The 25,817-nt window shown below is 66.4% G+C and carries 15 protein-coding genes; 11 read left to right on the top strand and 4 right to left on the bottom strand.

Translation table 11 applies throughout. From position 1 onward, the window contains the following. The first annotated feature begins 52 nt into the window (after positions 1 to 52). The 8 genes from KYN89_RS11930 (at position 53) to ppc (ending at position 11,256) form a co-directional block, all read left to right on the top strand. Positions 53 to 1,582, top strand: a complete 1,530-nt coding sequence (locus KYN89_RS11930; RefSeq protein WP_222825262.1) for an MFS transporter — start codon at positions 53 to 55, stop codon at positions 1,580 to 1,582. Next, positions 1,575 to 2,960, top strand: a complete 1,386-nt coding sequence (locus KYN89_RS11925) for an alpha-amylase family glycosyl hydrolase (protein WP_222825261.1) — start codon at positions 1,575 to 1,577, stop codon at positions 2,958 to 2,960. Before KYN89_RS11930 ends, KYN89_RS11925 begins: the two co-directional genes overlap by 8 nt. A 145-nt stretch (positions 2,961 to 3,105) precedes the next feature. Next, positions 3,106 to 4,554, top strand: a complete 1,449-nt coding sequence (gene zwf, locus KYN89_RS11920) for a glucose-6-phosphate dehydrogenase (RefSeq protein ID WP_222825260.1) — start codon at positions 3,106 to 3,108, stop codon at positions 4,552 to 4,554. Next, a complete protein-coding gene (locus KYN89_RS11915; RefSeq protein WP_222825259.1) occupies positions 4,547 to 5,164 on the top strand; it encodes a 6-phosphogluconolactonase in 618 nt (205 codons plus the stop codon). The genes zwf and KYN89_RS11915 overlap by 8 nt, the downstream gene beginning before the upstream one ends. Next, positions 5,161 to 6,981, top strand: coding sequence for a phosphogluconate dehydratase (edd, locus tag KYN89_RS11910; RefSeq protein ID WP_222825258.1), 1,821 nt, complete (start codon positions 5,161 to 5,163; stop codon positions 6,979 to 6,981). The genes KYN89_RS11915 and edd overlap by 4 nt, the downstream gene beginning before the upstream one ends. Beyond that, positions 6,978 to 7,955 (top strand): glucokinase, encoded by a 978-nt coding sequence (gene glk / locus KYN89_RS11905; RefSeq protein WP_222825257.1) that lies wholly within the window; start codon positions 6,978 to 6,980, stop codon positions 7,953 to 7,955. Before edd ends, glk begins: the two co-directional genes overlap by 4 nt. Next, complete coding sequence (gene eda, locus KYN89_RS11900; protein WP_222825256.1) at positions 7,952 to 8,560, top strand: bifunctional 4-hydroxy-2-oxoglutarate aldolase/2-dehydro-3-deoxy-phosphogluconate aldolase; 609 nt, start codon at positions 7,952 to 7,954, stop codon at positions 8,558 to 8,560. The genes glk and eda overlap by 4 nt, the downstream gene beginning before the upstream one ends. A gap of 29 nt (positions 8,561 to 8,589) precedes the next feature. After that, complete coding sequence (gene ppc, locus KYN89_RS11895; protein ID WP_222825543.1) at positions 8,590 to 11,256, top strand: phosphoenolpyruvate carboxylase; 2,667 nt, start codon at positions 8,590 to 8,592, stop codon at positions 11,254 to 11,256. Positions 11,257 to 11,295: 39 nt separating this feature from the next. Here the strand turns inward: ppc and KYN89_RS11890 are convergent, their stop codons facing one another. Beyond that, on the bottom strand, positions 11,296 to 13,137 hold the full coding sequence (locus tag KYN89_RS11890) for a gamma-glutamyltransferase family protein (protein ID WP_222825255.1): 1,842 nt from the start codon (positions 13,135 to 13,137) through the stop codon (positions 11,296 to 11,298). Positions 13,138 to 13,361: 224 nt separating this feature from the next. Between KYN89_RS11890 and KYN89_RS11885 the strand changes: the two genes are divergently transcribed. From KYN89_RS11885 to KYN89_RS11875, 3 genes are all read left to right on the top strand, one after another. Further along, a complete protein-coding gene (locus KYN89_RS11885; protein ID WP_429699552.1) occupies positions 13,362 to 14,801 on the top strand; it encodes an NAD(P)-dependent oxidoreductase in 1,440 nt (479 codons plus the stop codon). Continuing rightward, positions 14,798 to 19,318 (top strand): glutamate synthase large subunit, encoded by a 4,521-nt coding sequence (gene gltB / locus KYN89_RS11880; protein WP_222825253.1) that lies wholly within the window; start codon positions 14,798 to 14,800, stop codon positions 19,316 to 19,318. Before KYN89_RS11885 ends, gltB begins: the two co-directional genes overlap by 4 nt. Before the next feature lie 103 nt (positions 19,319 to 19,421). Continuing rightward, positions 19,422 to 19,619, top strand: a complete 198-nt coding sequence (locus tag KYN89_RS11875; RefSeq protein WP_222825252.1) for a hypothetical protein — start codon at positions 19,422 to 19,424, stop codon at positions 19,617 to 19,619. A 36-nt stretch (positions 19,620 to 19,655) separates the two neighbouring features. On the opposite strand, the gene KYN89_RS11870 is transcribed toward KYN89_RS11875, so the two are convergent. From KYN89_RS11870 to KYN89_RS11860, 3 genes are read right to left on the bottom strand one after another with little or no spacing between them, the layout of a single operon-like run. Beyond that, complete coding sequence (locus tag KYN89_RS11870) at positions 19,656 to 22,949, bottom strand: efflux RND transporter permease subunit (RefSeq protein ID WP_222825251.1); 3,294 nt, start codon at positions 22,947 to 22,949, stop codon at positions 19,656 to 19,658. Further along, complete coding sequence (locus tag KYN89_RS11865; RefSeq protein ID WP_222825250.1) at positions 22,942 to 24,270, bottom strand: efflux RND transporter periplasmic adaptor subunit; 1,329 nt, start codon at positions 24,268 to 24,270, stop codon at positions 22,942 to 22,944. Before KYN89_RS11865 ends, KYN89_RS11870 begins: the two co-directional genes overlap by 8 nt. Next, on the bottom strand, positions 24,267 to 25,775 hold the full coding sequence (locus KYN89_RS11860; protein WP_222825249.1) for an efflux transporter outer membrane subunit: 1,509 nt from the start codon (positions 25,773 to 25,775) through the stop codon (positions 24,267 to 24,269). The genes KYN89_RS11865 and KYN89_RS11860 overlap by 4 nt, the downstream gene beginning before the upstream one ends. Positions 25,776 to 25,817: the final 42 nt, after the last annotated feature.

Here is a 25,817-nt window from a genome sequence, read left to right as displayed (position 1 = left end):
CGGCAGGGTGACGCGAGTTCGCCCGCCGACAGGGGAAAGGATAACAAGGCCGATGGAGAAACCACGCCAGAGCTGGGCGGGGCTGTGGAACATCAGCTTCGGCTTCTTCGGAATCCAGATCGGCTTCGTGCTGCAGAATTCCAACATGAGCCGGATCTTCCAGACGGTGGGGGCATCGCTTGACGATCTGCCCGCGCTGTGGGTGGCCGCGCCGCTGACCGGGCTGATCGTCCAGCCGATCATCGGCTACCTGTCGGACCGCACGTGGAACCGGCTGGGCCGTCGGCGGCCCTATTTCCTGACCGGGGCGATCTTCGCCGCGTTCTCCCTCTTCCTGATGCCCTTCGCACCCGCCTTCGCCGCGCCGCTGGTGTTTGCCGCAGGCCTGCTGTGGCTGCTCGACGCATCGCTCAACATCTCGATGGAGCCGTTTCGCGCCTTCGTGGGGGACATGCTGGACAAGTCGCAGCACGCGACCGGCTATGCCGTGCAGACCGCCTTCATCGGCAGCGGCGCGGTGGTCGCGGCGATCTTCCCGTGGTTCCTGGAGCATCTGGGCGTCGCCAATGTCGCGCCGCCGGGGCAGATCCCCGACACTGTGCGGTGGAGCTTCTGGGCGGGCGGGGTCGCGCTGTTCGTGGCGATCGGCTGGACCGTGCTGACCACGCGCGAATATTCGCCCGAGGAAATGGCTGCGTTCGAGGCCGAGAACCAGATCGAGCAAAGCCACACGATCCGCGCGCTGGCCGCGAAGAACTACGGCTTCGCGCTGGTCTGGCTGGTGGCGGGCGCGGCAGTGCTGCTCGCAGTCGCGCCGCTGGGGCTGGAGAAGGAGATCTACCTGCTTGGCGGGCTGCTGGCGACCTACGGCCTGCTAAGCGCGATCGGCATTTCCATGGCCCGCAAAGGCCAGTCGGCCAACATGCTGTCGAGCATCGTGGGCGACTTTTCCGGCATGCCCGATGTGATGAAACGGCTCGCGCTGGTGCAGTTCTTCAGCTGGTCCGCGCTGTTCATCATGTGGATCTATTCCGGCCCGATCGTGTCGCAATATTTCTACGGCAGCGCCGATCCGGCGAGCGCGGCCTATAACGACGGCGCCAACTGGTGGAACCTGATCTACACCGTGCAGAACGGGGTCGCCGCGATCGCCGCGCTGTTCGTGCTGCCGGTGATGGCGCGCAAGTTCGGCCAGGCATACACCCACATGGCATGCCTGCTGGCGGGCGCGCTGGGCTTCCTCGGCTTCTTCGTGCTGCGCGATCCGATGCTGCTGATCGGGTGCGAGGTGCTGAAGGGCATCGCCTGGGCCAGCATCCTCGCGATGCCCTACGCGATCCTCGCCAGCAATCTGCCGCAGGCCAAGCTCGGCATCTACATGGGGCTGTTCAACATCTTCATCGTGGTGCCGCAGCTGCTGGTGGCGACCATCATGGGATCGATCATGAAGGCGTTCTTCCCGGGCGAGCCGATCTGGACGATGCTGTTCGCCGCCGCCGCGTGGGCTCTGGCTGCGCTGGCCATGCTGCGGGTCGGATCGGTCCTGCCCGCGCAATCCAGTACGGAGACCGCCGATGCGTAAGCTCGCCATCGCCGCGCTGCTGGCGTGCGCCGCAGCGCCCGCCGCCGCGCAAGGCTCCGATCCGTGGCAACCCCGGCCCTTCGTCGAGATCGAGCATCCCGAATGGAGCCGCGATGCGGTCCTCTACCAGATCAACACCCGCCAGTTCACGCCGGAGGGCACCTTCGCCGCCGCGCAGAAGGAACTGCCGCGGCTGAAGGAACTGGGCGTCGATATCCTGTGGCTGATGCCGATCCACCCGATCGGCGAGGTCAACCGCAAGGGCACGCTGGGCAGCCCCTATTCGGTGCGCGATTACTACGCGGTCAATCCCGAGTTCGGCACCGAGCAGGACCTGCGCAACTTCATCGACGCCGCCCACGCGCAGGGCTTCCACGTCATCCTCGACCTGGTGGCCAACCACACCGCGTGGGACAATGCCCTCGCGAGCGAGCATCCCGACTGGTACGAGAAGACCTGGGACGGCCATTTCCGCCCGACCCCGTGGTGGGACTGGTCCGATATCATCGACCTCGACTGGAGCAAGCCCGGGGTGCGCGAGCATGTCGGCAAGGCGATGGAATACTGGGTCCGCGAATTCGGGGTCGACGGCTATCGCGCGGATGTCGCCGGCTATGTCCCGATCGATTTCTGGGAGACGATGCGCGCGCGGCTCGATGCGATCCGCCCGGTCTTCATGCTGGGCGAGGTGCAGCAGACCGTCCACCACCGCGCCGCCTTCGATGCGACTTATGCGTGGGACTGGCACCATACCGGCAAGCGGATCGCGAAAGGCGAGGCGGATGCGACCGCGCTGTTCGGCTATTATGCCGAGAACGAGAGCCTGTGGCCGCGCGAGGCGATGCGCCTGACCTATATCGAAAACCACGACAGCAATGCGTGGGAAGGTACGATCTACGAGAATTACGGCGACGGGCTGGAAGCGCTGACCGCGCTCGCCTTTACCGGCGAAGGCCTGCCGCTGGTCCATAACGGGATGGAGGCGTGCAATGCGCACCGCCTCGCCTTTTTCGAGAAGGACCCGATCGACTGGAGCCAGCGCGAAGGCTGTGACTATGGCGCACTTCTCAAGGACCTCATCGCATTCCGCACAGCCAACCCCGCGCTCGACAACGGGCAGTGGGGCGCGGTGATGCAGCAGGTCGTCAACGACAGGCCGCAGCAGCTGTTCGGCTGGGTCCGGCAGAAGGACGGCAACAAAGTGGTCGGCCTGTTCAACCTGTCCGACACACCGGTCGAGGCGAGGCTGGCGGACGGGCTGGCGGCGGGCTCCTACCGCGAATTTCGTGACGGAGACGCGGTTACCATCGCGGCAGGCGACACCGTTTCGCTGCCCGCCTGGGGCTTCCGCCTGCTTTCGACCGGGGGCGAGCGATAGGATCGGCAGGCCGGAACCAGGCCGGGCGTTAAATCATCACATAGCTATGCGGCTGGAAATCCGGGCGATGCTTGCCTTAGGGTAACCGCGGTCTGGCGGGGGCTGGAACATTGCTCCGCCGCACGATTATCAGGGAGCGACCTTTTTGAAGCGACACCCTTCTTCCTCGCTCCTGCTGTTCGGAGCGACTGGCGATCTGGCCAAGCGGATGCTGCTGCCATCGCTCTACGCGCTGCACGAAGACGAGCTGATCGCGGCGGACCTGCGGATCGTCGGCACCGCGCGCAGCGAGCTGTCGGACGAGGAGTTCCGCGCGCTCGCCAAGGAGGCGCTGGACCAGTACCTGCCCGATGACCGCAAGGACGAGGCCAAGATCGCCTCCTTTCTCAAGCATCTGCAATACCAGCCGCTCGACGCATCCACGATCGAGGGGTTCGACGATCTCGCCGCCAAGCTGGGCGATATCTCGGGCGGCCTCTCGATCTTCCTGTCGACCGCGCCGTTCCTGTTCGAACCCACGATCAAGGGGCTGCAGTCCGCCGGGCTGGCGGGCGACAATGTGCGGATCGGGCTGGAAAAGCCGCTCGGCAATGATCTCGCCAGTTCGGCCAAGATCAACGACGCGGTGGCCAGCGCCTTCGGCGAAGACCGGATTTTCCGGATCGATCACTATCTGGGCAAGGAAACGGTCCAGAACCTGATGGCGCTGCGCTTCGCCAACATGATGTTCGAACCGCTGTGGAACGCCAACCACATCGACCACGTGCAGATCACCATCAGCGAGACGGTGGGTCTGGAAGGGCGGCACGGCTTCTACGACGAGACCGGCGCGCTGCGCGACATGGTCCAGAACCACATGCTCCAGCTGCTCGCGCTGATCGCGATGGAACCGCCGGTCGATTACGACGCAGCCAGCGTGCGCGACGAGAAGGTCAAGGTGCTGCGATCGCTGCGCCCGGTTTCGCCCGAGGAAATGGTTCGCGGCCAGTACGGCAGCGGGGCCGTGCAGGGCGAGGCGGTGGAAGGCTATGCCGACGATCTGGGCGAGGCGTCCGACACCGAAACCTTCGTCGCGATCAAGGCGCATGTCGACAGCTGGCGCTGGCAGGGCGTGCCCTTCTATCTGCGCACCGGCAAGCGCATGACCGAGCGGCGCAGCGAGATCGTGATCCAGTTCAAATGTGTACCGCACAATATCTTCGCCGGGCGCGGCGGGCGGCTCGATGCGAACCGGCTGGTGATCCGCCTGCAGCCCGAGGAATACGTCCGGCTGATGGTGATGGCCAAGCAGCCCAGCATGGACCGCGAAGGCGTGACCTTGCGCGAAGTGCCGCTGGACCTGTCGCTGACCCATGCCTTTGCCAAGGCGCGCCGCCGGATCGCCTACGAGCGGCTGCTGCTCGACCTGATCGATGGCGACCCGACGCTGTTCGTGCGGCGTGACGAGGTCGAGGCGCAGTGGCGCTGGGTCGACGGCATCCGCGCGATCTGGGCCAAGGAAGACGCCCCGCCCAAGCGCTACGGCGCGGGCAGCTGGGGGCCGAGCGCGGCGATCGCGCTGACCGAACGCGACGGGGTGACCTGGCATGAGTGATCTGCGCTGGGCACCCGATGGCTCCGCCAAGGCGGTGGCCGACCATATCGAACGCGTGGTCACGGGCAGCGATGCGCCGGTGATCGCGGTGCCCGGCGGATCGACCCCGGTCGCGATCTTCGCCGAACTGGCGGAGCGCGGGCTCGACTGGAGCGGGGCGACGATCATGCTGGGCGACGACCGGCAAGTGCCGCGCGATCACGAGGCGAGCAATCAGGCGAAGCTGGAACGCGCGCTGGGCGATAGCGGGGCGCGGATCGTCGCGCTGGAAGAGGGCATGGCGGTGCCCGATCTCGACCTGTTGTGGCTGGGCATGGGAACGGATGGGCACATCGCTTCGCTGTTTCCACAGATGCAGGCCGAAGACCGCCCCGGACGCGCGGTGATCCGCACCGTGCCCGATCCGCTTCCCCCCGAAGCGCCGTTCCCGCGTCTGAGCATGAATTTCGCCGCGCTGACCAAGGCCCCGCGCGAAAGCATCATCGTGTTGCGCGGGGCGGACAAGAAGCAGGTGATCGAGCGGGCGCAGGAATCCGCAAGCGACCTGCCGGTCGCGCGCTTCTTGCGCGAGGCGAGCGGCCCTGTGACCATCTACTGGAGCGCGCAATGACACTGAACGACACCGTCGCCCGCGTCACCGACCGGATCGTGGAGCGTTCGCGCGACGGGCGGGCGCGCTATCTCGACCTGATCGAGCGCGCGCGGGACGAAGGCGTCCATCGGCCCACGCTCTCCTGCGGCAATCTCGCCCACGGCTTTGCTGCGAGCGGAGAGGACAAGGCGACGATCAAGAGTGGGCAGGCGATGAATATCGGCATCGTCAGCGCGTATAACGACATGCTCAGCGCGCATCAGCCCTACGGCCGCTATCCCGAGCAGATCAAGATTTTCGCGCGCGAGCGCGGCGCGACCGCGCAGGTCGCGGGCGGGGTGCCCGCCATGTGCGATGGGGTCACGCAGGGGCAGGATTCGATGGAGCTGTCGCTGTTCAGCCGCGATGTGATCGCGATGGGCACCGCCGTCGGCCTCAGCCACGGGATGTTCGAAGGCGCGCTGCTGCTCGGCATCTGTGACAAGATCGTGCCCGGCCTGCTGATCGGTGCGCTGCGCTTCGGCCATCTGCCGACCATTCTGGTGCCCGCCGGACCGATGCCCTCTGGCCTCGCCAACAAGGAGAAGATCCGCGTCCGCCAGCTCTATGCCGAGGGCAAGGTGGGCGAGGAGGAACTGCTGGAGGCGGAAAGCGCCAGTTACCACGGCGCGGGCACCTGCACCTTCTACGGCACGGCCAATTCCAACCAGATGATGATGGAGATGATGGGGCTGCACATGCCCGGCTCCAGCTTCGTCAATCCGGGCAACAAGCTGCGCCAGGAATTGACCCGCGCGGCGGTGCACCGGGTCACCGAAATCGGCTGGCAGGGCGATGATTACCGCCCGCTGGGTGCGTGCATCGATGAAAAGGCGATCGTCAACGCGACCATCGGCCTGCTCGCCACCGGTGGCTCGACCAACCACATGCTCCACATCCCCGCGATCGCGCGCGCGGCGGGGATCGCGATCGACTGGGACGATATGGACGAGCTGAGCGACGTCGTCCCGCTGATCGCCAGCGTCTATCCCAATGGTGCGGGCGACATAAACTACTTCCACGCGGCGGGCGGCATGCCCTTCGTGATCCGCGAACTGCTCGGCGCAGGGCTGGCGCATCCCGACATCCGCACGGTCTACGGTGCATCGCTGGAGGAAGGCGCGCAGGAGCCCTTCCTCGAAGAGGATGCGCTGATGTGGAAGCCGGGCGCAGAGCAGTCGCGCGACGAGACGCTGCTCAAGCCGGTCTCCGATCCGTTCCAGTCCGACGGCGGTCTCGCGCTGCTCGCCGGCAATCTCGGCCGTGCCACGATGAAAGTCAGTGCGGTCGCGCCCGAGCATCGCACGATCGAGGCACCGGCACGCGTGTTTTCCACCCAGCATCAGGTCGCCGAAGCCTTCAAGGCGGGCGAGCTGGACCGCGACGTGGTCGTCGTCGTCCGCTTCCAGGGCCCGGCGGCGAACGGCATGCCCGAACTGCACAAGCTGAGCTCGCCCCTGGGGGTCCTGCAGGATCGCGGCTACAAGGTCGCGCTGGTCACCGACGGGCGAATGTCGGGCGCGAGCGGCAAGGTCCCATCCGCGATCCACGTTTCGCCCGAGGCGTACCATGGTGGCCCCCTTGGTAAGCTGCGCGACGGCGACTTGGTGCGCGTGTGTGCGCTTGAAGGCACGCTGAGTGCGCTTGTGGACGCCGGTGAATGGGCCGCGCGCGAGCAGGCGGAGGCGCCGCCGGAAGCATGGGGCACGGGCCGCGAGCTGTTCGCGATGATGCGCCGCTACTCCGATCCGGCGGAAAAGGGCGGCTCTGCGATGCTCGCCGAGGCGGGGCTGTGAGCGAACGCCAGCTGGTCGCGGTCGATATCGGCGGCACCCACGCGCGCTTCGCCATCGCGACCATCGCCGAGGATGGAGCGATCTCGCTCGACGAACCGGAAACGCTTCACACCGCCGATCACGTCAGTTTTCAGACCGCATGGGAGGATTATCGCGCGCGCAAAGGCGGCCACCTGCCCGACGCGGTAAGCCTCGCAATTGCGGGCCGGACGAGCGGCGATGCGATCCGCTTCACCAATAATCCCTGGGTGATCCGCCCAGCGCTGATAAAGGAAAAGCTCGGCGCGTCGCGCTATACTCTGGTGAATGATTTCGCAGCGGTGGCCCATGCGGTGGCACAGGCGCCGGACGACCAGTTTCTCCACCTTGCAGGCCCCGACCAGCCACTCGCTGCGGAGGGCACGCTGAGCGTGCTCGGCCCCGGCACCGGGCTGGGCGTTGCGCATTTATGGCGCGATTCCAGCGGTTACCGGGTGCAGGCGACCGAGGGCGGGCACGTCGACTTTGCCCCGCTCGACCAGATCGAAGACGCGATCCTCGCCCGCCTGCGCAAGCGCCACATGCGCGTTTCGGTGGAGCGCGTGGTGTCCGGGCCCGGCATCGTCGAGATTTACGCAACGCTCGCCGCGCTCGAAGGAAAGCCGGTTGCCGAGATGGACGACGTATCGATCTGGCAGGCGGGAATGGAGGGCAGCGACAGCCTCGCCGCCGCGGCAGTCGACCGGTTTTGTCTCGCGCTGGGTAGCATGGCGGGCGACTTCGCGCTGGCGCAGGGCGGCTTTGGCGGCGTCGTGATTGCCGGCGGGCTCGGCTATCGCCTGCGTGAAATCCTCCCCGGATCGGGCTTTGCCGAGCGGTTTCGCGCCAAGGGGCGCTTTGCGGACCTGATGGGCACGATCCCCGTCAAGCTGATCACCCACCCACAGCCGGGCCTGTTCGGCGCGGCCGCTGCCTTCGCGAAGGAACACGGATGACAATCGAAGAGATCATGCGCACCGCGCCGGTTATCCCGGTGCTGGTGATGGACCGGCTGGAAGATGCGGTGCCGATGGCCGAGGCGCTGGTTGCAGGAGGCCTGCGCGTGCTCGAAGTGACGCTGCGAACCCCGGTCGCTCTCGACGCGATCCGGGCGATGCGCGAGGTCGACGGCGCGATCGTGGGCGCGGGGACGGTGGTCGATCAGGAGCAATTGCAAGCTGCGATCGATGCGGGCGCGCAGTTCATCGTCTCTCCGGGTCTGACCGAGGCACTTGGCCGCGCGGCGATCCGGGCCGAGGCGCCCTTCCTGCCCGGGATCGCGACGGCTGGCGACATCATGCGCGGGCTCGAACTGGGCCTTCAACATTTCAAGTTCTTCCCGGCAGAGGCCAATGGCGGTATTCCTGCGCTCAAGGCACTGGCAGGCCCGTTCGGCGGGCTCAAGTTCTGCCCCACCGGCGGCATCAGGCAGGAAACCGCCGCCGACTGGCTCGCGCTGGAGCAGGTGCTCTGTGTGGGCGGCAGCTGGCTGGTCCCGCAGGGCGAGGTTGACCGGGAAGCGATCCGGGCGCGGGCACAGTCTGCGACCCGGTTGGTATAACAGGCATCCGCAACCCAAGGAGAGTTTCCATCGCCACCCGACCCGCAATCCAGCAAAACCCCGATATCCGCTATCTCGGCAAGCTATTGGGCGATGTGATCCGCGAACATGGCGGCGACCAGCTGTTTCAGCGGACCGAGGAAATCCGCGCCGCCAGTGTCGAGCGCCATCGCAACGAGGTGCCCGTCGACCTGCGGCTGGGTCAGCTCGATCTCGATGATACGCTCGCCTTCGTGCGCGGCTTCGGGCTTTTCTCGATGCTCGCCAACCTCGCGGAAGACCGCGAGGGGATGATGGCCGAACAGGACATGCCCTTCGCCGATGCGCTGGCTTCGCTGAAGGAGCAGGGCATTTCGAGCGAGCAGGTCTCCGAAATGCTCGACCAGGCGCTGGTGATGCCGGTGCTGACCGCGCACCCCACCGAAGTGCGCCGCAAGAGTGTGATCGACCACCGCGTGCGGATCGCCGAGCTGATGCGGATGCGCGATGCGCAGGCGATCTCCACGCCCGAGGGCGACGATGTCGAGGAATCGATCATCCGCCAGATCGCGTTGCTGTGGCACACCCGCACGCTGCGGCGCGAACGGCTTTTCGTGACCGACGAGGTCGAGAACGCGGTTTCCTTCATGCGCGACAGCTTCCTGCCCGCGATCCCCGTGCTCTATCGCCGCTGGGAAGACGCACTGGGCAGCCGCCCGGCCAGCTTCCTCCGGGTCGGCAGCTGGATCGGCGGCGACCGTGACGGCAACCCCTATGTCACCGCGGATTCGCTGCGTTTCGCGCAGGCCTTCGCTGCGGAAACCGTGATCGAATACTATCTCGACGCGCTCCACAAGCTGGGCGGTGAGCTTTCGCTTTCGAGCGAGCTGACCGAGGTCGATCCCGAGCTTGCGCGGCTGGCCGATGCGAGCGGTGACGAGTCTTCGCACCGGCAGGACGAGCCCTATCGCCGTGCGATTATCGGCATCTACAACCGCCTCGCCGCGACCTTCGAGGAACTGGTCGGCAAGGAGCCTTCGCGCGCCGCGATCGGCGCGGCAGAGCCCTATGACAGCCCCGATGGCCTGCAGGACGATCTGCGGGTGGTCGCCCGGTCCTTGACGAAGGCGGGCGGCCAGACGCTCGCCTCGCAGGGCGCGCTGGGGCGGCTCGCCCGTGCGGTGCGCACCTTCGGCTTCCACCTCGCCACGCTCGACCTGCGGCAGAACAGCGCGGTGCACGAGCGTGTGGTGGGCGAATTGCTCGCCAACGCGGGCGTCGAGGAGGATTACACCGCGCTCGACGAAGAGGCGCGCATAGCCTTGCTGCGCCGCGAACTCGCCAGCGCCCGTCCACTGCGGTCGCAGTGGATGGAATACGGCGAGGAGACGACCAAGGAACTGGCGATCCTCGAGGCGACCGCGCAGGCGCACGCGCGGTTCGGCCCGCACTGCATCACGCAATACGTGGTCTCGATGGCGGAGACCGTGTCCGACCTGCTCGAAGTGCACATCCTGCTCAAGGAAGTCGGCCTGTATCGTGCAGGCGATACGCCGCACAGCGCGATTCAGGCGGTGCCGCTGTTCGAGACGATCGGCGACCTGAAGAACGCGCCCGAGGTGATGCGCAGCTATTTCGGCCTGCCGGAGGTCGCCGCGATGGCAAGCGCGCGGGGCCATCAGGAAGTGATGATCGGCTATTCCGATTCCAACAAGGATGGCGGCTATCTGACCTCCAGCTGGATGCTCGCGCGGGCGAGCGAGGCACTGGCCCCCGTATTTGCCGAGGCCGGCGTGACGATGCAGCTGTTCCACGGGCGCGGCGGTTCGGTCGGCCGGGGTGGCGGCTCCGCCTTTGATGCGATCCGCGGGCAGCCCTCGGGCACGGTCAACGGGCGCATCCGGATCACCGAACAGGGCGAGGTGATCGCGGCGAAATACGGCACGCCCGAGGTCGCTGCGGTCAATCTGGACGCGATGGTGACCGCCGCAATGCTCGCCACGATGGAGCCCGAGCGGGTGCCGCAGGACGATTATCGCCGCTATGCCGAGGCGATGGATGCGGTGTCGGAAAACGCGTTCAGGACCTATCGCGATCTGGTCTATGGCACCGAGGGGTTCGTCGGCTTCTTCCGCCAGATGACGCCGATCGCGGAGATCGCCACGCTCAAGATCGGATCGCGCCCGGCGAGCCGCAAGTCGGACGACCGGATCGAGAACCTGCGCGCGATTCCGTGGGTGTTCTCGTGGAGCCAGGCACGCGTGATGCTGCCCGGCTGGTACGGCGTCGGCACCGCGCTGTCGCAGTTCGAGGACAAGGCGCTGCTGCGCGAGATGGCGCGTGAATGGCCGTTCCTTCGCAACGCGCTCGCCAATATGGAAATGGTGCTCGCCAAATCCGACATGGGCATTGCCGAGCGCTACAGCGAACTGGTCGAGGATCGCGATCTGGCGAAGGGCGTGTTCGGGGCGATCCGCGACGAATGGCAGCGCACGCATGACGCGCTGCTGGATGCGACCGGGCAGTCCTTCCTGCTTGAAAATTCCCCCCGCCTCGATGCGTCGATCCGGCTACGGCTGCCCTATATCGAACCGCTCAACCTGCTGCAGGTCGAACTGCTCAAGCGGCACCGTAGCGGCGAGCCGGACGAACGGATTGCCGAGGGCATCCAGCTGTCGATCAACGCGATCGCGACCGCGCTGCGCAATAGCGGTTGAGGTGGTGAAGGGGCGGGCCGGTAACGCCCGCCCTCTCACTCAATAGCCCGAAGCCTGACCGTCCTTGCGCATCTCGGTCGCGCCGACATAGACGCCGCTCTCGGCATCGCGGGCGATCGCCTGATAGCCGCCGAACGGGATGCCGGTGGTCTCCACCTCGACATTGTGGCCCATCGCACGCAGCGCCTCCACGGTCGCAAGGGGGATACCGGGTTCGACCATCAGCACGCCCAGATTGTCGATATCGACGGTATCGGCGGCGCTGCCTGCCAGCGCATCGGTCGGCTGGCGACCGCCATCGTGCATCAGCCGCGCAGCATCGCCCGCCTCCTGCAGGTTCATCCCGTAGTCGACGAGGTTGATCAGAATCTGCACGTGCCCCTGCGGCTGCATCCCGCCGCCCATCAGCCCCAGCGTCATGAAGGGCTTGCCGTCTTTCTTCACGAAGGCGGGAATGATCGTGTGGAAGGGCCGCTTGCTGGGTGCGTAGGCATTGGGGTGTTCGGGATCGAGGCTGAACAGCTCGCCGCGATCCTGGAACATGAAGCCCAGCCCCGGCGCGACCAGCCCGCCGCCCATGCCGCGATAATTGGACTGGATCAGGCTGACCATCATCCCGTCCTTGTCTGCCACGGTGAGGTAGGTGGTGTCGCCTTCGCCCTCCAGCTTGGGCTCACCCGGCCCGAAAGTGGGCGTGGCACGCTCCGGATCGATCAGCGCGAACCGATCGCGTCCGTAGGCATCGCTCAGCAGGGCTTGCGGCGCGGCGGCGAAGTCGGGGTCGGCGTAGAAGCGCGCCACATCCTCGAACGCGAGGCGCTTGGCCTCGGTGATGTAGTGGATGACTTGCGGCGAACCACGCTCCCACTGGGAAAGGTCTACATTCTTGAGGATGTTGACCATCTGCAGCGCGGCGAAGCCCTGGCTGTTGGGCGGCAGTTCGCACAGCTCGTATCCCTTGCGATAGGTGACGCACGAGACATCGACCCACTCGCTGTCGTGGTTGGCGAAGTCCGCCAGCGTGAACGCGCTGCCCTGCTCGCGAAGATAGTCGACGATGATCCGCGCGGTTTTGCCCTCGTAATATTCGTCGCGTCCATTGCGTGCAATCCGCTCCAGCGTGCTGGCGAGATCGGGGTTCTTGAACATCTCGCCCGGCTCAGGCGCATCACCATCGGCGAACCAGGTCGCGCGGGCATTGTCGAAATCGAAATCGAACCGCTTGAGCCGCGCCTCGTAGGCGGCGAGCGAACGGTCGAGGTACATAGCAATCACCGGGGCCACCGGATGCCCTTCGCGTGCGTAGGTGATCGCAGGCGCGAGGATCTCGGTCATCGGCAGCTTGCCGAAGCGATCGTGCATGTCGAACCAGGCATCGACCGTGCCGGGAATGGTGATCGGCAAGGGCCCCACCGGCGGAATTGCGGTCGCGTCCGGCCCAAGCTTTTCCTTCAGCTGGTCGAGCGTCTGGCCCGAGGGGCTGCGGCCCGATCCGTTGATGCCGTAAAGCTTGTCGGTCTTGGGATCGTAGATGATCGCGAACAGGTCGCCGCCGATGCCGTTCCCGGTCGGCTCCATCAGGCCCAGCGCGGCGTTGGCGGCAATCGCCGCGTCGACCGCGCTGCCGCCCGCCTTGAGGATGTCGAGCGCGATCTGCGTCGCCAGCGGATGCGCGGTCGCGGCCATGCCGTGCGGGGCCGCCACCGGGGAGCGGCTCCAGTCCGCACCCACGGGCCGCGCGCCCGCGCCGATTCCCTGCGTCGCGTTTTCGGCGGTGTCGGCAGGATTCAGCGGGGGCGGATTGTTCTGCGCCAGTGCCGGGCTGGCGATCAGCGCACCCGCTGCGATGCCAGAAGCCAGAAAACTCGAAATTTTGCGCATTGCGACTCTACTCCCCTAAATGCCGGTATTGACGCTAGGGGAAGCGGGGCAAGAGCAAAAGGGGGCGCTCCCGAGGTCGCTCCGGCAAAGCTGTGCTTCTTCGCAGGCGCAACAAATTTGCATTGAAATTTCGTGGAGCATCCTCAATGCTGATCGAGTGATGCGCCAAATGCGGCGCTGACTTTCCGAAACCGAAACTTTTCGCTTTGAACTGGGCCGATCCGATCGAACGTAACGTCACCAACAAATTTGTCGACCGCAAACAGGCCTATCCGGCCAAGCGCACCCCCGATAGCCGCCGTGCGGACTTCCTCGAGATCGGTGCGCCCTTCGCGGATGATGCCGCGCGCGCCCAGGCGGGGCGCTGCGCGCAATGCGGCGTGCCGTACTGCCAGGTCCATTGTCCGCTGCACAATCACATTCCCGACTGGCTGCGCCTGACCGCCGAGGGACGCCTGCAAGAGGCCTACGATCTGTCCTCGCGTACCTCGACCATGCCCGAGATTTGCGGTCGGATCTGCCCGCAGGACCGGTTGTGCGAAGGCAATTGCGTGATCGAGTTCTCCGGCCACGGCGCAGTCACCATCGGCAGTGTCGAGAAATACCTCGGCGACAATGCCTGGGAGAACGGCTGGGTGCGACCGATCGAGCCGGGCACGCCAACCGGCCAGTCGGTCGCCGTGATCGGTGCGGGGCCCGCCGGGCTGACCGCTGCGGAATACCTTCGCGTCGCGGGCTACGAGGTCGAGATTTACGACCGGCACGACCGGGCGGGCGGGCTGCTGATCTACGGCATCCCCAACTTCAAGCTCGACAAGAGCGTGGTCGACCGGCGCGTCGCACGGATCGAGGAAGGTGGCATTACCATCCATCGCGGTGTCAAGGTGGGCAAGGATATCACCCTGGCCGAATTGCGCGAGCGGCACGATGCGGTCTTCGTCGCGACCGGTGTGTACCAGTCGCGCGAGCTTACGGTCGATGGTGCGGACAAGGACGGTGTCGTCCGCGCAATCGATTTCCTGACCGCTTCCAACCGCAGCGGTCTGGGTGACGAGGTCGCCGAGCACGCCGATGGCAGCTTGTTCGCGAAGGATCGCGACGTGGTCGTGATCGGCGGCGGCGATACCGCCATGGACTGCGTCCGCACCGCGATTCGCCAGGGCGCGAAGAGCGTGAAGTGCCTTTATCGCCGCGACCGGGAAAACATGCCCGGCAGCCGCACCGAAGTCGCGCATGCCGAGGAAGAGGGCGTCGAGTTCCTGTGGCTGTCCGGCCCCGCCTCGATTCAAGGCGAGACCCGTGCCGAGCGGGTGCAGGCCAACCGGATGGAGCTGGGCGAGCCCGATGCCGATGGCCGCCGCCGCCCGGTGGTCGACCCGTCGAGCAGCTTTGCGCTCGATGCCGATCTCGTAATCCTTGCTCTGGGCTTCGAACCCGAGCCGCTGCCGGCGATCTTCGGAGAGGAAGGTCTCGACGTGACCGACTGGGGCACGCTGGAATGTGATGAGGACATGATGACCTCGCTCCCGGGAGTATTCGCAGGGGGGGACATTTCCCGCGGGGCCAGCCTGGTCGTCTGGGCGGTACGCGATGGGCGCGATGTAGCCGAGAAAATCGACGCCTACCTTGTCCAGCAACGCAATCCGAGCGCGGCAGCAGCATGATCAACCAACACGAAGAAGCGCTCCGCCTTGCAGCGGAAGGGATGTACCATGCCGATAGCGAGCACGATGCCTGCGGCGTCGGGCTGATCGGCGAGATTTCGGGCAAGCCGACGCGCCGCGTGGTCGATTGCGCGATCGAGGCGCTGTCTTCGATCTGGCATCGCGGCGCGGTCGACGCCGACGGCAAGACCGGCGACGGCGCGGGCCTGCTGCTCGACCTGCCGGTGGAGTTCTTCACCAGCGCAATCAATGCCAGCGGCCATTCGCTGCGCGACGGACGGCTTGCCGTGGGCGTCGTGTTCCTGCCGCGGACCGATCTGGGCGCGCAGGATGCGTGCCGGACGATTGTGGAAGCCGAGCTGATCCGCGCGGGTCTGTTCGTCTATGGCTGGCGGCAGGTGCCGGTCGATATCTCGGTCATCGGGCGCAAGGCGAAGGAAACCCGCCCGGAAATCGAACAGGTGATGATCGCCGGGCCGAGCCCGTCCGAGGTCACGCTGGATGAGTTCGAAAAGCGGCTCTACATCGTGCGCCGCCGGATCGAGCGGCGGATCGTCGAGGCGCAGCTGCGCGATTTCTATGTCGCCTCGCTCTCCGCCCAGTCGATCGTCTACAAGGGCCTCTTCCTCGCAGAGAGCCTTGCGACCTTCTATCCCGATGTGCGCGACCCGCTGGTCACCAGCCGGATGGCGATCCTTCACCAGCGCTATTCGACCAACACTTTCCCGCAATGGTGGCTTGCCCAGCCGTTCCGCACGCTGGCGCATAATGGCGAGATCAATACGATCCGCGGCAACCGCAACTGGATGCGCACGCACGAGATCAAGATGGCGAGCCTCGCCTTCTCGGGCGTCGCGGACGATATCAAGCCGGTGATCCCGGTCGGCGCGTCCGACACCGCCAGCCTCGATGCCGCGATCGAGCTGCTGGTGCGCTCCGGCAAGGCGATGCCCACCGCAAAGTCCATGCTGATCCCCGAGGCATGGCAGGTCTCCGCCGACATGCCGGCCGAGAACAAGGCGATGTACCAGTACATGGCATCGGTGATGGAGCCGTGGGACGGCCCCGCCGCGCTCGCGATGACCGATGGCCACTGGGCGGTCGCCGGGCTCGACCGCAATGCCCTGCGCCCGCTGGCCTTTGCCCGCACCGATGACGGCCTGCTGGTCGTCGGTTCCGAAAGCGGGATGGTTGCGCTCGAAGAAGACCGCGTGGCCGAGAAGGGACGTCTGGGCCCGGGCCAGATGATCGCGATCGATCTGGAGGCGGGCCGCCTGCTGCGCGATGCCGAGCTCAAGGCGCGGATAGCGCGCGAGGCGGATTACGGCGCGCTGGTCGCCGGCTTCCGTACCAGCGACGACCTGCCCAACATCGACATGCCTGCCGATCCGCCGTTCGACGACGATCAGCTCGACCGCCGCCTGACTGCGGCGGGCATGACCAACGAGGATATGGAGCTGATCCTCGATGCGATGGCGCTCGACGGCAAGGAAGCGATCGGCTCGATGGGCGACGACACGCCGCTCGCGGTGATCAGCGGGATGCCGCGCAATGTCAGCCAGTTCTTCCGCCAGAACTTCGCGCAGGTGACCAACCCGCCGATCGATTCCCTGCGCGAACGGCACGTGATGAGCCTGCGCACCCGGTTCGCCAATCTTGCGAACATCCTGGAAGAAGACGCGCAGAACGATTCCGTGCTGGTGCTCGAAAGCCCGGTGCTGACGTCGAACCTGTGGGATCGCCTGCGGGCCGGCTTCGGCGATACGATCGGGGATATCGACTGCACCTTCCGCGCACGCGGCGAACCGGCCGATCTGCGTCAGGCGATCGAGCGGATCCGCGCAGAGGCAGAGGCGCTGGTCCGGCGCGGGAAGTCGGAGATTTTCCTCAGCGACGAGAATACCGGGCCCGATCGCGTCGGTGTGCCGATGATCCTCGCCGCCGCAGCCGTGCACACCCACCTGACGCGGGTGGGCCTGCGCAGCTTCACTTCGGTCAATGTCCGCTCTGCCGAATGCGTCGATACGCATACGCTGGCGGTGCTGATCGGTGTCGGCGCGACTACGGTGAACCCGTACCTTGCCGAGGGCGCCTTGCTCGCTCGCCATGCGCGCGGCCTCTACGGCGATCTCTCGCGTGAAGAGGCGCTGGCCAATTTCCGCACTTCGCTGGAAGACGGCCTGCTCAAGATCATGGCCAAGATGGGCGTTTCGGTCATCTCCAGCTATCGCGGCGGCTACAATTTCGAAGCCGTCGGCCTCAGCCGCGCGATCACCGCAGACCTGTTCCCCGGCATGCCCAACAAGATTTCGGGCGAGGGCTATGCGTCGCTCCATCTGAGCGCGGAGAAGCGCCATGTCCGTGCATTCGGCGGACGCCATGCGCAGCTGCCGGTCGGTGGCTTCTACCGTCGCCGCTATGGCGAGGAAACGCACGCCTGGGGCGCGGAGGGGATGCATGCGCTGCAGACCGCCTGCGCGACCGGGAACGAGAAGCAATGGCGTCGCTTCGTCGACGCGGTCGAGAATCAACCGCCGATCTATCTGCGCGACCTGCTGGGGATCGACGAGGCCGTTGAACCACTGCCGCTCAACAAGGTCGAGCCGGGCGAGGCGATCCGCACACGCTTCCTGACCCCGGGGATGAGCCTCGGCGCTCTGTCGCCAGAGGCGCACGAGACGCTGGCGATCGCGATGAACCGGATCGGGGCCAAAGCCGTTTCGGGCGAGGGCGGCGAATCCGCTGAACGCTTCACCCGTCGCGAGAACGGCGATCTGGCCAATAGCGGGATCAAGCAGGTGGCGAGCGGGCGCTTCGGCGTCACCGCGCACTACCTCAACAATTGCGAAGAGATCGAAATCAAGGTCGCGCAGGGGGCCAAGCCGGGCGAGGGCGGGCAGCTGCCCGGCTTCAAGGTGGACGAGGTGATCGCCAAGCTGCGTCACTCGACGCCGGGCGTGACGCTGATCTCGCCCCCTCCGCACCACGATATCTACTCGATCGAAGATCTCGCCCAGCTGATCTACGACCTGAAGCAGATCAATCCGCGCGCCCGCGTGTGCGTGAAGCTGGTCAGCGCGGCGGGTATCGGCACGATCGCGGCGGGCGTGGCCAAGGCGCATGCCGACGCAATCCTTATTTCGGGCCACACCGGCGGCACGGGCGCGAGCCCGCAGACCAGCATCAAGTTCGCCGGCACGCCGTGGGAAATGGGCCTCGCCGAGGTCAATCAGGTGCTCGCGCTCAATGGCTTGCGCCACAAGGTGAAGCTGCGCGTCGATGGTGGCCTGAAGACCGGTCGCGAGATCGTGATCGGGGCGATCCTGGGCGCCGAGGAGTTCGGCATCGGCACGATGAGCCTGGTCGCGATGGGCTGCATCATGGTCCGCCAGTGCCACTCCAACACCTGCCCGGTTGGCGTTTGCACACAGGACCCGCGCCTGCGCGCGATGTTCGACGGCAGCCCGGAAAAGGTCATCCAGCTGATGGATTTCCTTGCCGAGGATGTCCGCCGCATCCTCGCCAAGCTGGGCGTATCCTCTCTCGAAGAGGTTATCGGACGCACCGAGCTCTTGCGGCAGGTTAGCCGCGGGGCCGAGCATCTCGACGATCTCGACCTCAATCCGATCCTGCAGAAGGTGCAGACGGACGAGCCGCGCGTGTTCTCGATCCCCGAATATCGCAACCCGGTGCCCGACAGTCTCGATGCCGACGTGCTCGGCGACCTGCGTGATGCGCTGGAGAACGGCACGCAGACAACGCTGCATCTGCCGGTGCGCAACGTGCACCGCGCGGTCGGCACGCGCCTGTCGTCCGAGGTGGTCACCCGCCACGGACCGGACGGTCTGCCCAACGGCACGATCGACCTCTATCTGACCGGCCAGGCGGGCCAGTCGCTGGGCGCATTCCTCGCGCGCGGTATCCGCCTTCGGATCGAAGGCGACGCGAACGACTATGTCGGCAAGGGCCTGTCCGGGGGCGAGATCGTCGTGCATCCGCCCGCAGTCGTCGCGCGCGAAAGCCAGCACAACGGCATTATCGGCAACACCGCGCTGTATGGCGCGACCTCGGGCGCGCTGTTCGCGGCGGGCAAGGCGGGCGAGCGGTTCGCCGTGCGTAATTCCGGCGCGGTGACCGTGGTCGAGGGATGCGGTGCCAATGGCTGCGAATACATGACCGGCGGCAGCGCGGTCTTCCTTGGCCCGGTCGGCGCCAATTTCGGCGCCGGGATGACGGGCGGAATGGCCTACGTTCTGGACGAGAACGGCATGTTCCCGAAACTCGCCAATTCCGGCTCGATCCTGTGGCAGCGGGTTGCGAGCGAGCACTGGCGCACGCATCTGCGCGACCTGGTCGAGCGGCATGTGGAACTGACCGGCAGTGTGTATGCACGCGGCCTGCTCGACCGGTGGGAAAAGACGCTCGAGAGTGTCTGGCAGGTCTGCCCGAAAGACATGATCGGCAAGCTTTCCCACCCGCTGACCGACTCGATCGAGACCGTCGAAGCGGCGGAATAAGCCTTGCCCGGCAAGTCGTGCCGATTTCGGTCACCTGCGTGATCGACACTCGACTGCCGGGACCTTTCTGGCATGCCTCCTGCCGACAAACAGGAGGTATCGAATGAAAATGCTCACTGCCCTCGCGGGTGCCGCGTTTCTGGCCGTGGCAGCTCCGGCCGTCGCGATGGACACGCCGCCTTCGGACCCCGGTCACGGCGGTGGCTCGAGCGGTGGGGGCACGCCCGTTCCCGCACCTCCGGTCGCGATCATCTTCGGTCTCGCTGCGGGCGCGATGCTGGTTCGCCGCAAGCTGGGCTAGGGCCTTCGGCCCTAGGGCCGCGCTTGCGTTGCGCCCCTAGGGCACCATAGGTTCGCCTCCGGGATCGACGGCATCGCGGTTTCTGCCGCGCCACCTCTGAACCCTCGCGACCGCGCGCATCTGGATCGTCGCGAGCGCAGGGATCAGCAGGATCAGCAGCGCAGTGCCGAACAGCACGCCAAAGCCCAGGCTGGCCGACATCGGGATCAGGAACTGCGCCTGCAGGCTGGTCTCGAACGTGATCGGCGCCACGCCCAGAAACGTCGTGATTGCGGTCAGCATTATCGGGCGGAAGCGTGATTTCGCCGCGTCGATAACAGCCTCGCCCGGCTCCATGCCGTTGGCGAGGTTTTCATTCAGGAAGTCGATCAGCACCAGCGCGCCGTTGATGATCACACCGGACAGCGCGATGATTCCGAACATCGAGAGAATTCCCAGCGGGATGCCCAGAAGCAGGTGCCCGATCAGCGCCCCGATCATGCCAAAGGGGATCGCCGCCATGATGATCAGCGGCTGGATGTAAGAGCGGAAGGGCACCGCGAGCAGCGCGTAGATCGCCACCAGCGCGAGCAGGAAAGCCTGCCCGAGATCGCCGAAGCTTTCCTGCTGTTCCTCCTGCTCTCCGCCGAAATCATATTGTAGCGAGGGGTAATCCGCCTGCAGTTCGGGCATGATTTCGTTGTCGAGCAGGTCGGCGACCTCTTGGCCCGTGATCGTGTCGCTATCCACATCGGCAGTAATCGTGGTGATCCGGTGCCCGTCCTCGCGCCGGATGACCGAAGGCGCTTCGCCGAAGGATACCTCCGCCAGGCTCGACAGGGCAACCTCGCCGCCGGGAACGCGGACCCGGTAATTCTCGATATCGGCAATCGAATCGCGCTCTTCCTCGGGCAGGCGGATATAGACCCGCACGTCCTCGCGCCCCCGCTGAACGCGCACCGCTTCGGCTCCGAAGAACGCTGCCCGCACCTGCCCTGCGACATCCTGCAAGGTTACTCCCAGCGTGCGTGCCGAAGGCTTCAGGCGTAGCTCGATCTCCTGCTGGCCCGCGTCCTGATCGCTTTCGATGTCGAACACGCCGGCAACGCCTGCCAGTTGGTTCATCAGCCGGTCGCCGGCGAGGTCGAGCACCGCATCATCCGGGTGGCTCAGCTGCACGTTGACCGGTTCGCCGATCCCCAGCAGCGAGGAGGAGATGGAGAGGGATTTCGCCTCGGGCACTTCGCCCAGTTCCTCGCGCCATGCCTCTTCGATCCTCACTGCGGATATGTCGCGCTGGGCCGCAGGGACGAGGCTGAGCTGCACGTTGGCAAGGTTGGGGCGTGCGGTCCGCTGCGGTCCGCCCGGGCCCTGGCCCGTCTGCGCCAGCCCGATCGTCGTGTAGGTCGCTTCGAGAAAGCTCGGATTAGGCCCGCCGTTCGCAACCCCGGTTTGCGCCTGCGTTTCGCCGGGTGGGGAAGACTCGAGCCGGGCGAGCGCTCGGTCGGCCGCCGCTTCGATCCGGCTGGTTATCTCTGCCGTCCGCTCAACCGTGGTGCCCGCAGGCATTTCGAGCGAGGCGGTGACGATGTCCCCTTCGATCTCGGGGAAGAAGGAGAACTTGATGATCCCGGCAGGCAGCATCGCCACGAACAGGATCAACAGAGCAATTCCGCCTGCGACGACTAGGTAAGGCGCGGCCACCACGAACCGGAGCGTCCTGTCGAGCGGACCTTCGACAAAGGCCTTGAACCGCGCATCGACCCATGCCTGCACCCGCGCGAAGAAGCGTGTGACCCGATTGCCAGGCTTGTGGGAGGGATCGGGCAGCGTGCTCAGGTGATGGGGCAGGACATAGAGCGCCTCGATCAGCGAGAGCGTGAGCACGGCAATCACCACCAGCGGGATATCGGCCAGAATCTTGCCGATCACGCCGCCCACCGCCAGCAGCGGCAGGAACGCGGTAATGGTCGTTGCAACCGCGAAGAACACCGGCACCTTCACGCGCTGTGCCCCGGCGATCGCGGCACCCATTCCGGTGCGCCCGCGCTCCCGCTCTGCATAGACGTTCTCGCCCACCACAACCGCGTCGTCGACCACCAGGCCAAGCGCAAGGATGAACCCGAACAGGGAGAACATGTTGATGCTCGACCCGGCCCAGTCGAGAATGAAGATAGCGCCCACGAAGGTCGCTCCGATGCCCACGGCGGTCCACATCGCCAGCCGCAGGTCGAGGAACAGGGTCAGCGCGGCCAGCACCAGTACCAGGCCGAACGCGGCGTTGCGCAGCAGCAGGTCCAGCCGGTCTTCGAGCAGTTCCGAGCTGTCTTCCCAGATCGCGTAGGAAATGCCGGGCGGCATGTCGAACTCGTTGGCGACCAGGTTCTTTGCTGCCTCGGCAATATCGAGCACGCGTTCGTCGCTGGTGCGGTAGATGTCGACGAAGGCGACCGGCTGGTCGTTGAACCGGGTGATGAGGTCGGAATCCTCGAAACTGTCGTCGACATCGGCAATGTCGCCCAGCCTCAGGGTCGCGCCGTCCTGCGTGGTCAGGACGATGATATTCTCGAAGTCCTGCTGGTCGTAGTTCTGGCCGATGGTGCGCACGCGCACCTCTTCCCGGCCCGTCTCGATAGATCCTGCCGGGGTGTCGAGGCTCGACTGGCCGACGATCTGCGCGACCTGAGGCAGCGACAGGCCGAGCGCACGCAGGCGAGATTGGGGGACATCGGCATAGATCTCGTAATTGCGCACCGCCGAGGTATCGACATAGCTGATCTCCGGCAGGGCGGCGGCCGCATCTTCTAGTCGATAGGCGGTTTCCTTCAGCGTCCGCTCGTTCACATCTCCGAACAGCGCGATCCGCAGCACCACCAGCCGGGTGGTGAGTTCGCGAATATCGGGTTCCTCCGCCTCGTCGGGGAAGGTCTGGATCTGATCGACTTCGGACTTCACCTCGTCCAGCGCGCGGGCGATGTCCGCGCCCAGTTCCAGCTCTACATTGACCGTGCCGCGCCCTTCGGCCGCGGTCGCGGTAATCTGCTTCACGCCCTCGATCGCCTCGACGGCTTCTTCCACCTTCTGGACGATCGATTCCTCGATCTCCTCGGGCGTGGCACCGGGATAGGTGACCGAGACGGAAATCGTATCGAGGCTGCTTTCGGGAAACACCTCCTGCACGATGCTGGTGTAGGAGAAATAGCCCGCCACCAGCATCGCCAGTAGCAGCAGGTTGGCTGCAACGCCGTTGCGCGCCATAAACGCGATCGGCCCCGAGCGGTCGCGCGCCCGGTCACTCGCTTCGTTGCCGTATCGGTCGACCGCGCCGGTATGGTCTTCCGTGTCACTCACCGCCGGACTGGCCCGCTCGGCGCTGCTTTTCTGCCCCTGCGACCCGTACGCGCATGCCGTCGGTCGGCGCGCGCAGGGTACTGGTCACGATCCTGCCACCGGCGGCAAGACTCTGCGTGGTGACGTAGGCAATCTCGTCGGAGCGCTGGATGACGCGTACGGGCAGGATACGCAGCCGCCCCTCGCGCACCACCCAGATCTCGTTGCCGGGCCTGAGCGCGGCGATCGGGATGCGGGCGAATGGCACCGGCACCTCCCCCACGATCCGCGCCTCGACGAAACTGCCGAGCAGCAGCGGCGGGCCCGGCGGAGCATCCTCGCCTCCATCGACCGGCTGCCCGCTACGTAGCGGAGAGGGCACTTTCAAAAAGGCGTCGATGGTGCGCGTCTGCGGGTCGAGGATCGGGTCCGCGCGGTCAACGAAGGCATCCCATCGGTAGGTGACGCCGCCATAGACGAAGGTCACGCTGGCGGGGATGCGGCCTGCATCGGCGCGCAGCAGGGAAGGGATCAGTGCAGCCTCGTCCTCGGTAAGCGCCACGCGCACCTCGAAGGCGTCGGTCGCGACCAGCGTGCCGAGCGTCTGGCCCGGCTGCACCAGCGTGCCGACCGCGGCGTTCTCTTCCTCCACCAGGCTGCTGAAGGGCGCGCTGATCCGCGTGCGGGAGAGCGAGAGCTGGGCGGCTTCGAGATTGGCGGAGGCCCGTTCCCGCGCCGCCTGAGCGGAGCGCAGTTGCGGCTCGCGCGTGGCGAGGCGGCTGGGCGAGTCGCGATCCCGCCCTGCCTGGTCGCCGGAGAACGCCTGCTGCGCGAGTGAGCCGGGCGGCAGGATGCGCGCGGCGTAGTCGTCAGGGTCGATCCCCGCCTGCAATACGTCGCGGGTCGATTGGCGCCGGGCGAACCGGTCGAGTTCCTCGCGGGCGATTTCCAGTTCCTCGCGCGCCTGCAGCACCGCGACATCCTGCGCCGCGACATCGGCGCGCGCGGTACGGACCTGGTTCTGGTAGTCGACCGGGTTCACGCGGAACAGCGTCGCCCCGCGCGGGACGATGCGGCCCTCGCGAAAAGCCGGGTTCACATAGACCAGCCGCCCGCCGACCTCGGCCCCGACGGTGACGGTTTCGCTCGCCTGCACGGTGCCGCTACCCCGCACTTCGAGCGGGCCTGTGTCCTGCTGGAAGGCGACCGTCTCTACCAGCGGGGCCTGTTCGACCCGCTCCTGCTCTTCCGTCCCTGGCCGCAGGGTCACCATCAGCACTGCGATCAGGATCGCCCCGACCAGCACCGCTGCCACCAGCAGCAATTGTTTGCGACGGCTCATGGCTCTTGTCCTTCCTGCGGGGCGGGCACCATCTCGACAGGGTGGGGCCCGATCCGATCGGGTGCAGACGGATCGGTCCAGTCTCCGCCCAGCGCCCGGTGGATGCCAAGGCGCGCGATTGCAACCGTGCGGCCTGCCGAAGACAGCGCGGATTCGACCTGGTACAGCGCGCGCAGGGCATCGAGATAGCTGACATAGTCGCCCACTCCGGCCTCGAACCGGCGGGCCTGCAGATCGGCGGAGAACCGCGCCTCTTCGCGCTGGGCGAGGATCAGCCGATAGCGCTGGCGGTTCTCTTCGTAATCCTCGATCGCGCTGTTCGCTTCGCGAAAGGCGGTCAGCACGGTGCGCGCGTAATTGGCGGCTGCCGCATCGTAGGTTGCTTTCGCAGCCTCGATATTGGCGGAAATCCGCCCGCCCTGGAAGATCGGCGCAGTCAGCCCGGCGGTAAGGTTGACCGCCCAGTTGTTCGCCACGTCCAGCGCGCCGCCGATGTCGCCCCCCTGCGTGCCGGGCTGTGCGGACAGGGTAATGGAGGGGAAGCGCTCTGCCTTGCGGGCGCCGACCCGGGCGCGGGCGGCCTCCAGCCTCGCCCAGGCCGCAGCGACGTCGGGCCGCTGGCCGAGCAGGTCGGCAGGCAGACCTGCGGGCACCTCGTCGAACACCAGTTGCGGCGTCAGCGGGCGCGCGAGGCGCGCCTCCACAGCCTGCGGATAGGCCCGCACAAGCACACCCAGACGGCCCTCAGCGTCGTCGAGCGCAGCTTCGCGCTGGGGAAGGGATGCCTGAACATTCCGCTGGTCCTGCTGCACCTGATAAAGCTCGAAGCTCTGGGTCAGCCCGCGCCGGAATCGCTCTTCGGTCCGCGCGGCGCGATCGCCCAGCAGATCGATCGTTTCCAGCGTCAGTTCGATCTGACGGCGTGAATCGACGATTTCGAAATAGGTCGCGATGGTCTCTGCTGCGGCGGCGAGCTGGACCGTGCGGTAATCATATTCGGCGGCGAGGGCATCGGCGCGTGCGGCTGCGTAATCGTTGCGGACGCGGCCGAACAGGTCGATCTCGTAGGAGGCGCCGAGGCCGAGCGAGTAGGAATCGTTTTCGATCCGGCTGCTCTGCGCGCCGCCGCCGCCTCCTCCTCCGGGAAAGCCGCCGAAGGCGCTCCCGCTCAGCGGGGTGTTGGAATAGCTGGCATCACCGCTGGCACTGACACGTGGCAGCAGGGCGGAGCGGGCCACGCGCGCCTGCGCGGCGGCTTGCGCAACCCGGGCAGAGGCTTCGGCGATGTCGAGATTGTTGGCCAGCGCATCGGCCACCAGCGCGTCGAGCACCGGGTCCTGGAACGCGGTCCACCATGCGGCGGGCCGATAAGGTGCCGCATTCTCGCTGTTGGGGAAGCCCTCGGGCAACTGCGCGGTCACCTGCGGCTGGGCGCGGTCGGGCGCGAGATTGACGCATCCGGTCAGGGCCAGGGCGGCGAGGGCAATTGTGATCGCGCAGCGCATGGGCGGCGAGGATAGGCAAGGCTCACCCGATTGGCGAGTGTG

It is taken from the genome of Alteriqipengyuania abyssalis (genome assembly GCF_019857185.1).
GTDB classification, from domain to species: domain Bacteria; phylum Pseudomonadota; class Alphaproteobacteria; order Sphingomonadales; family Sphingomonadaceae; genus Alteriqipengyuania; species Alteriqipengyuania abyssalis.
This window is presented reverse-complemented; position numbering and strand designations above follow the sequence as displayed.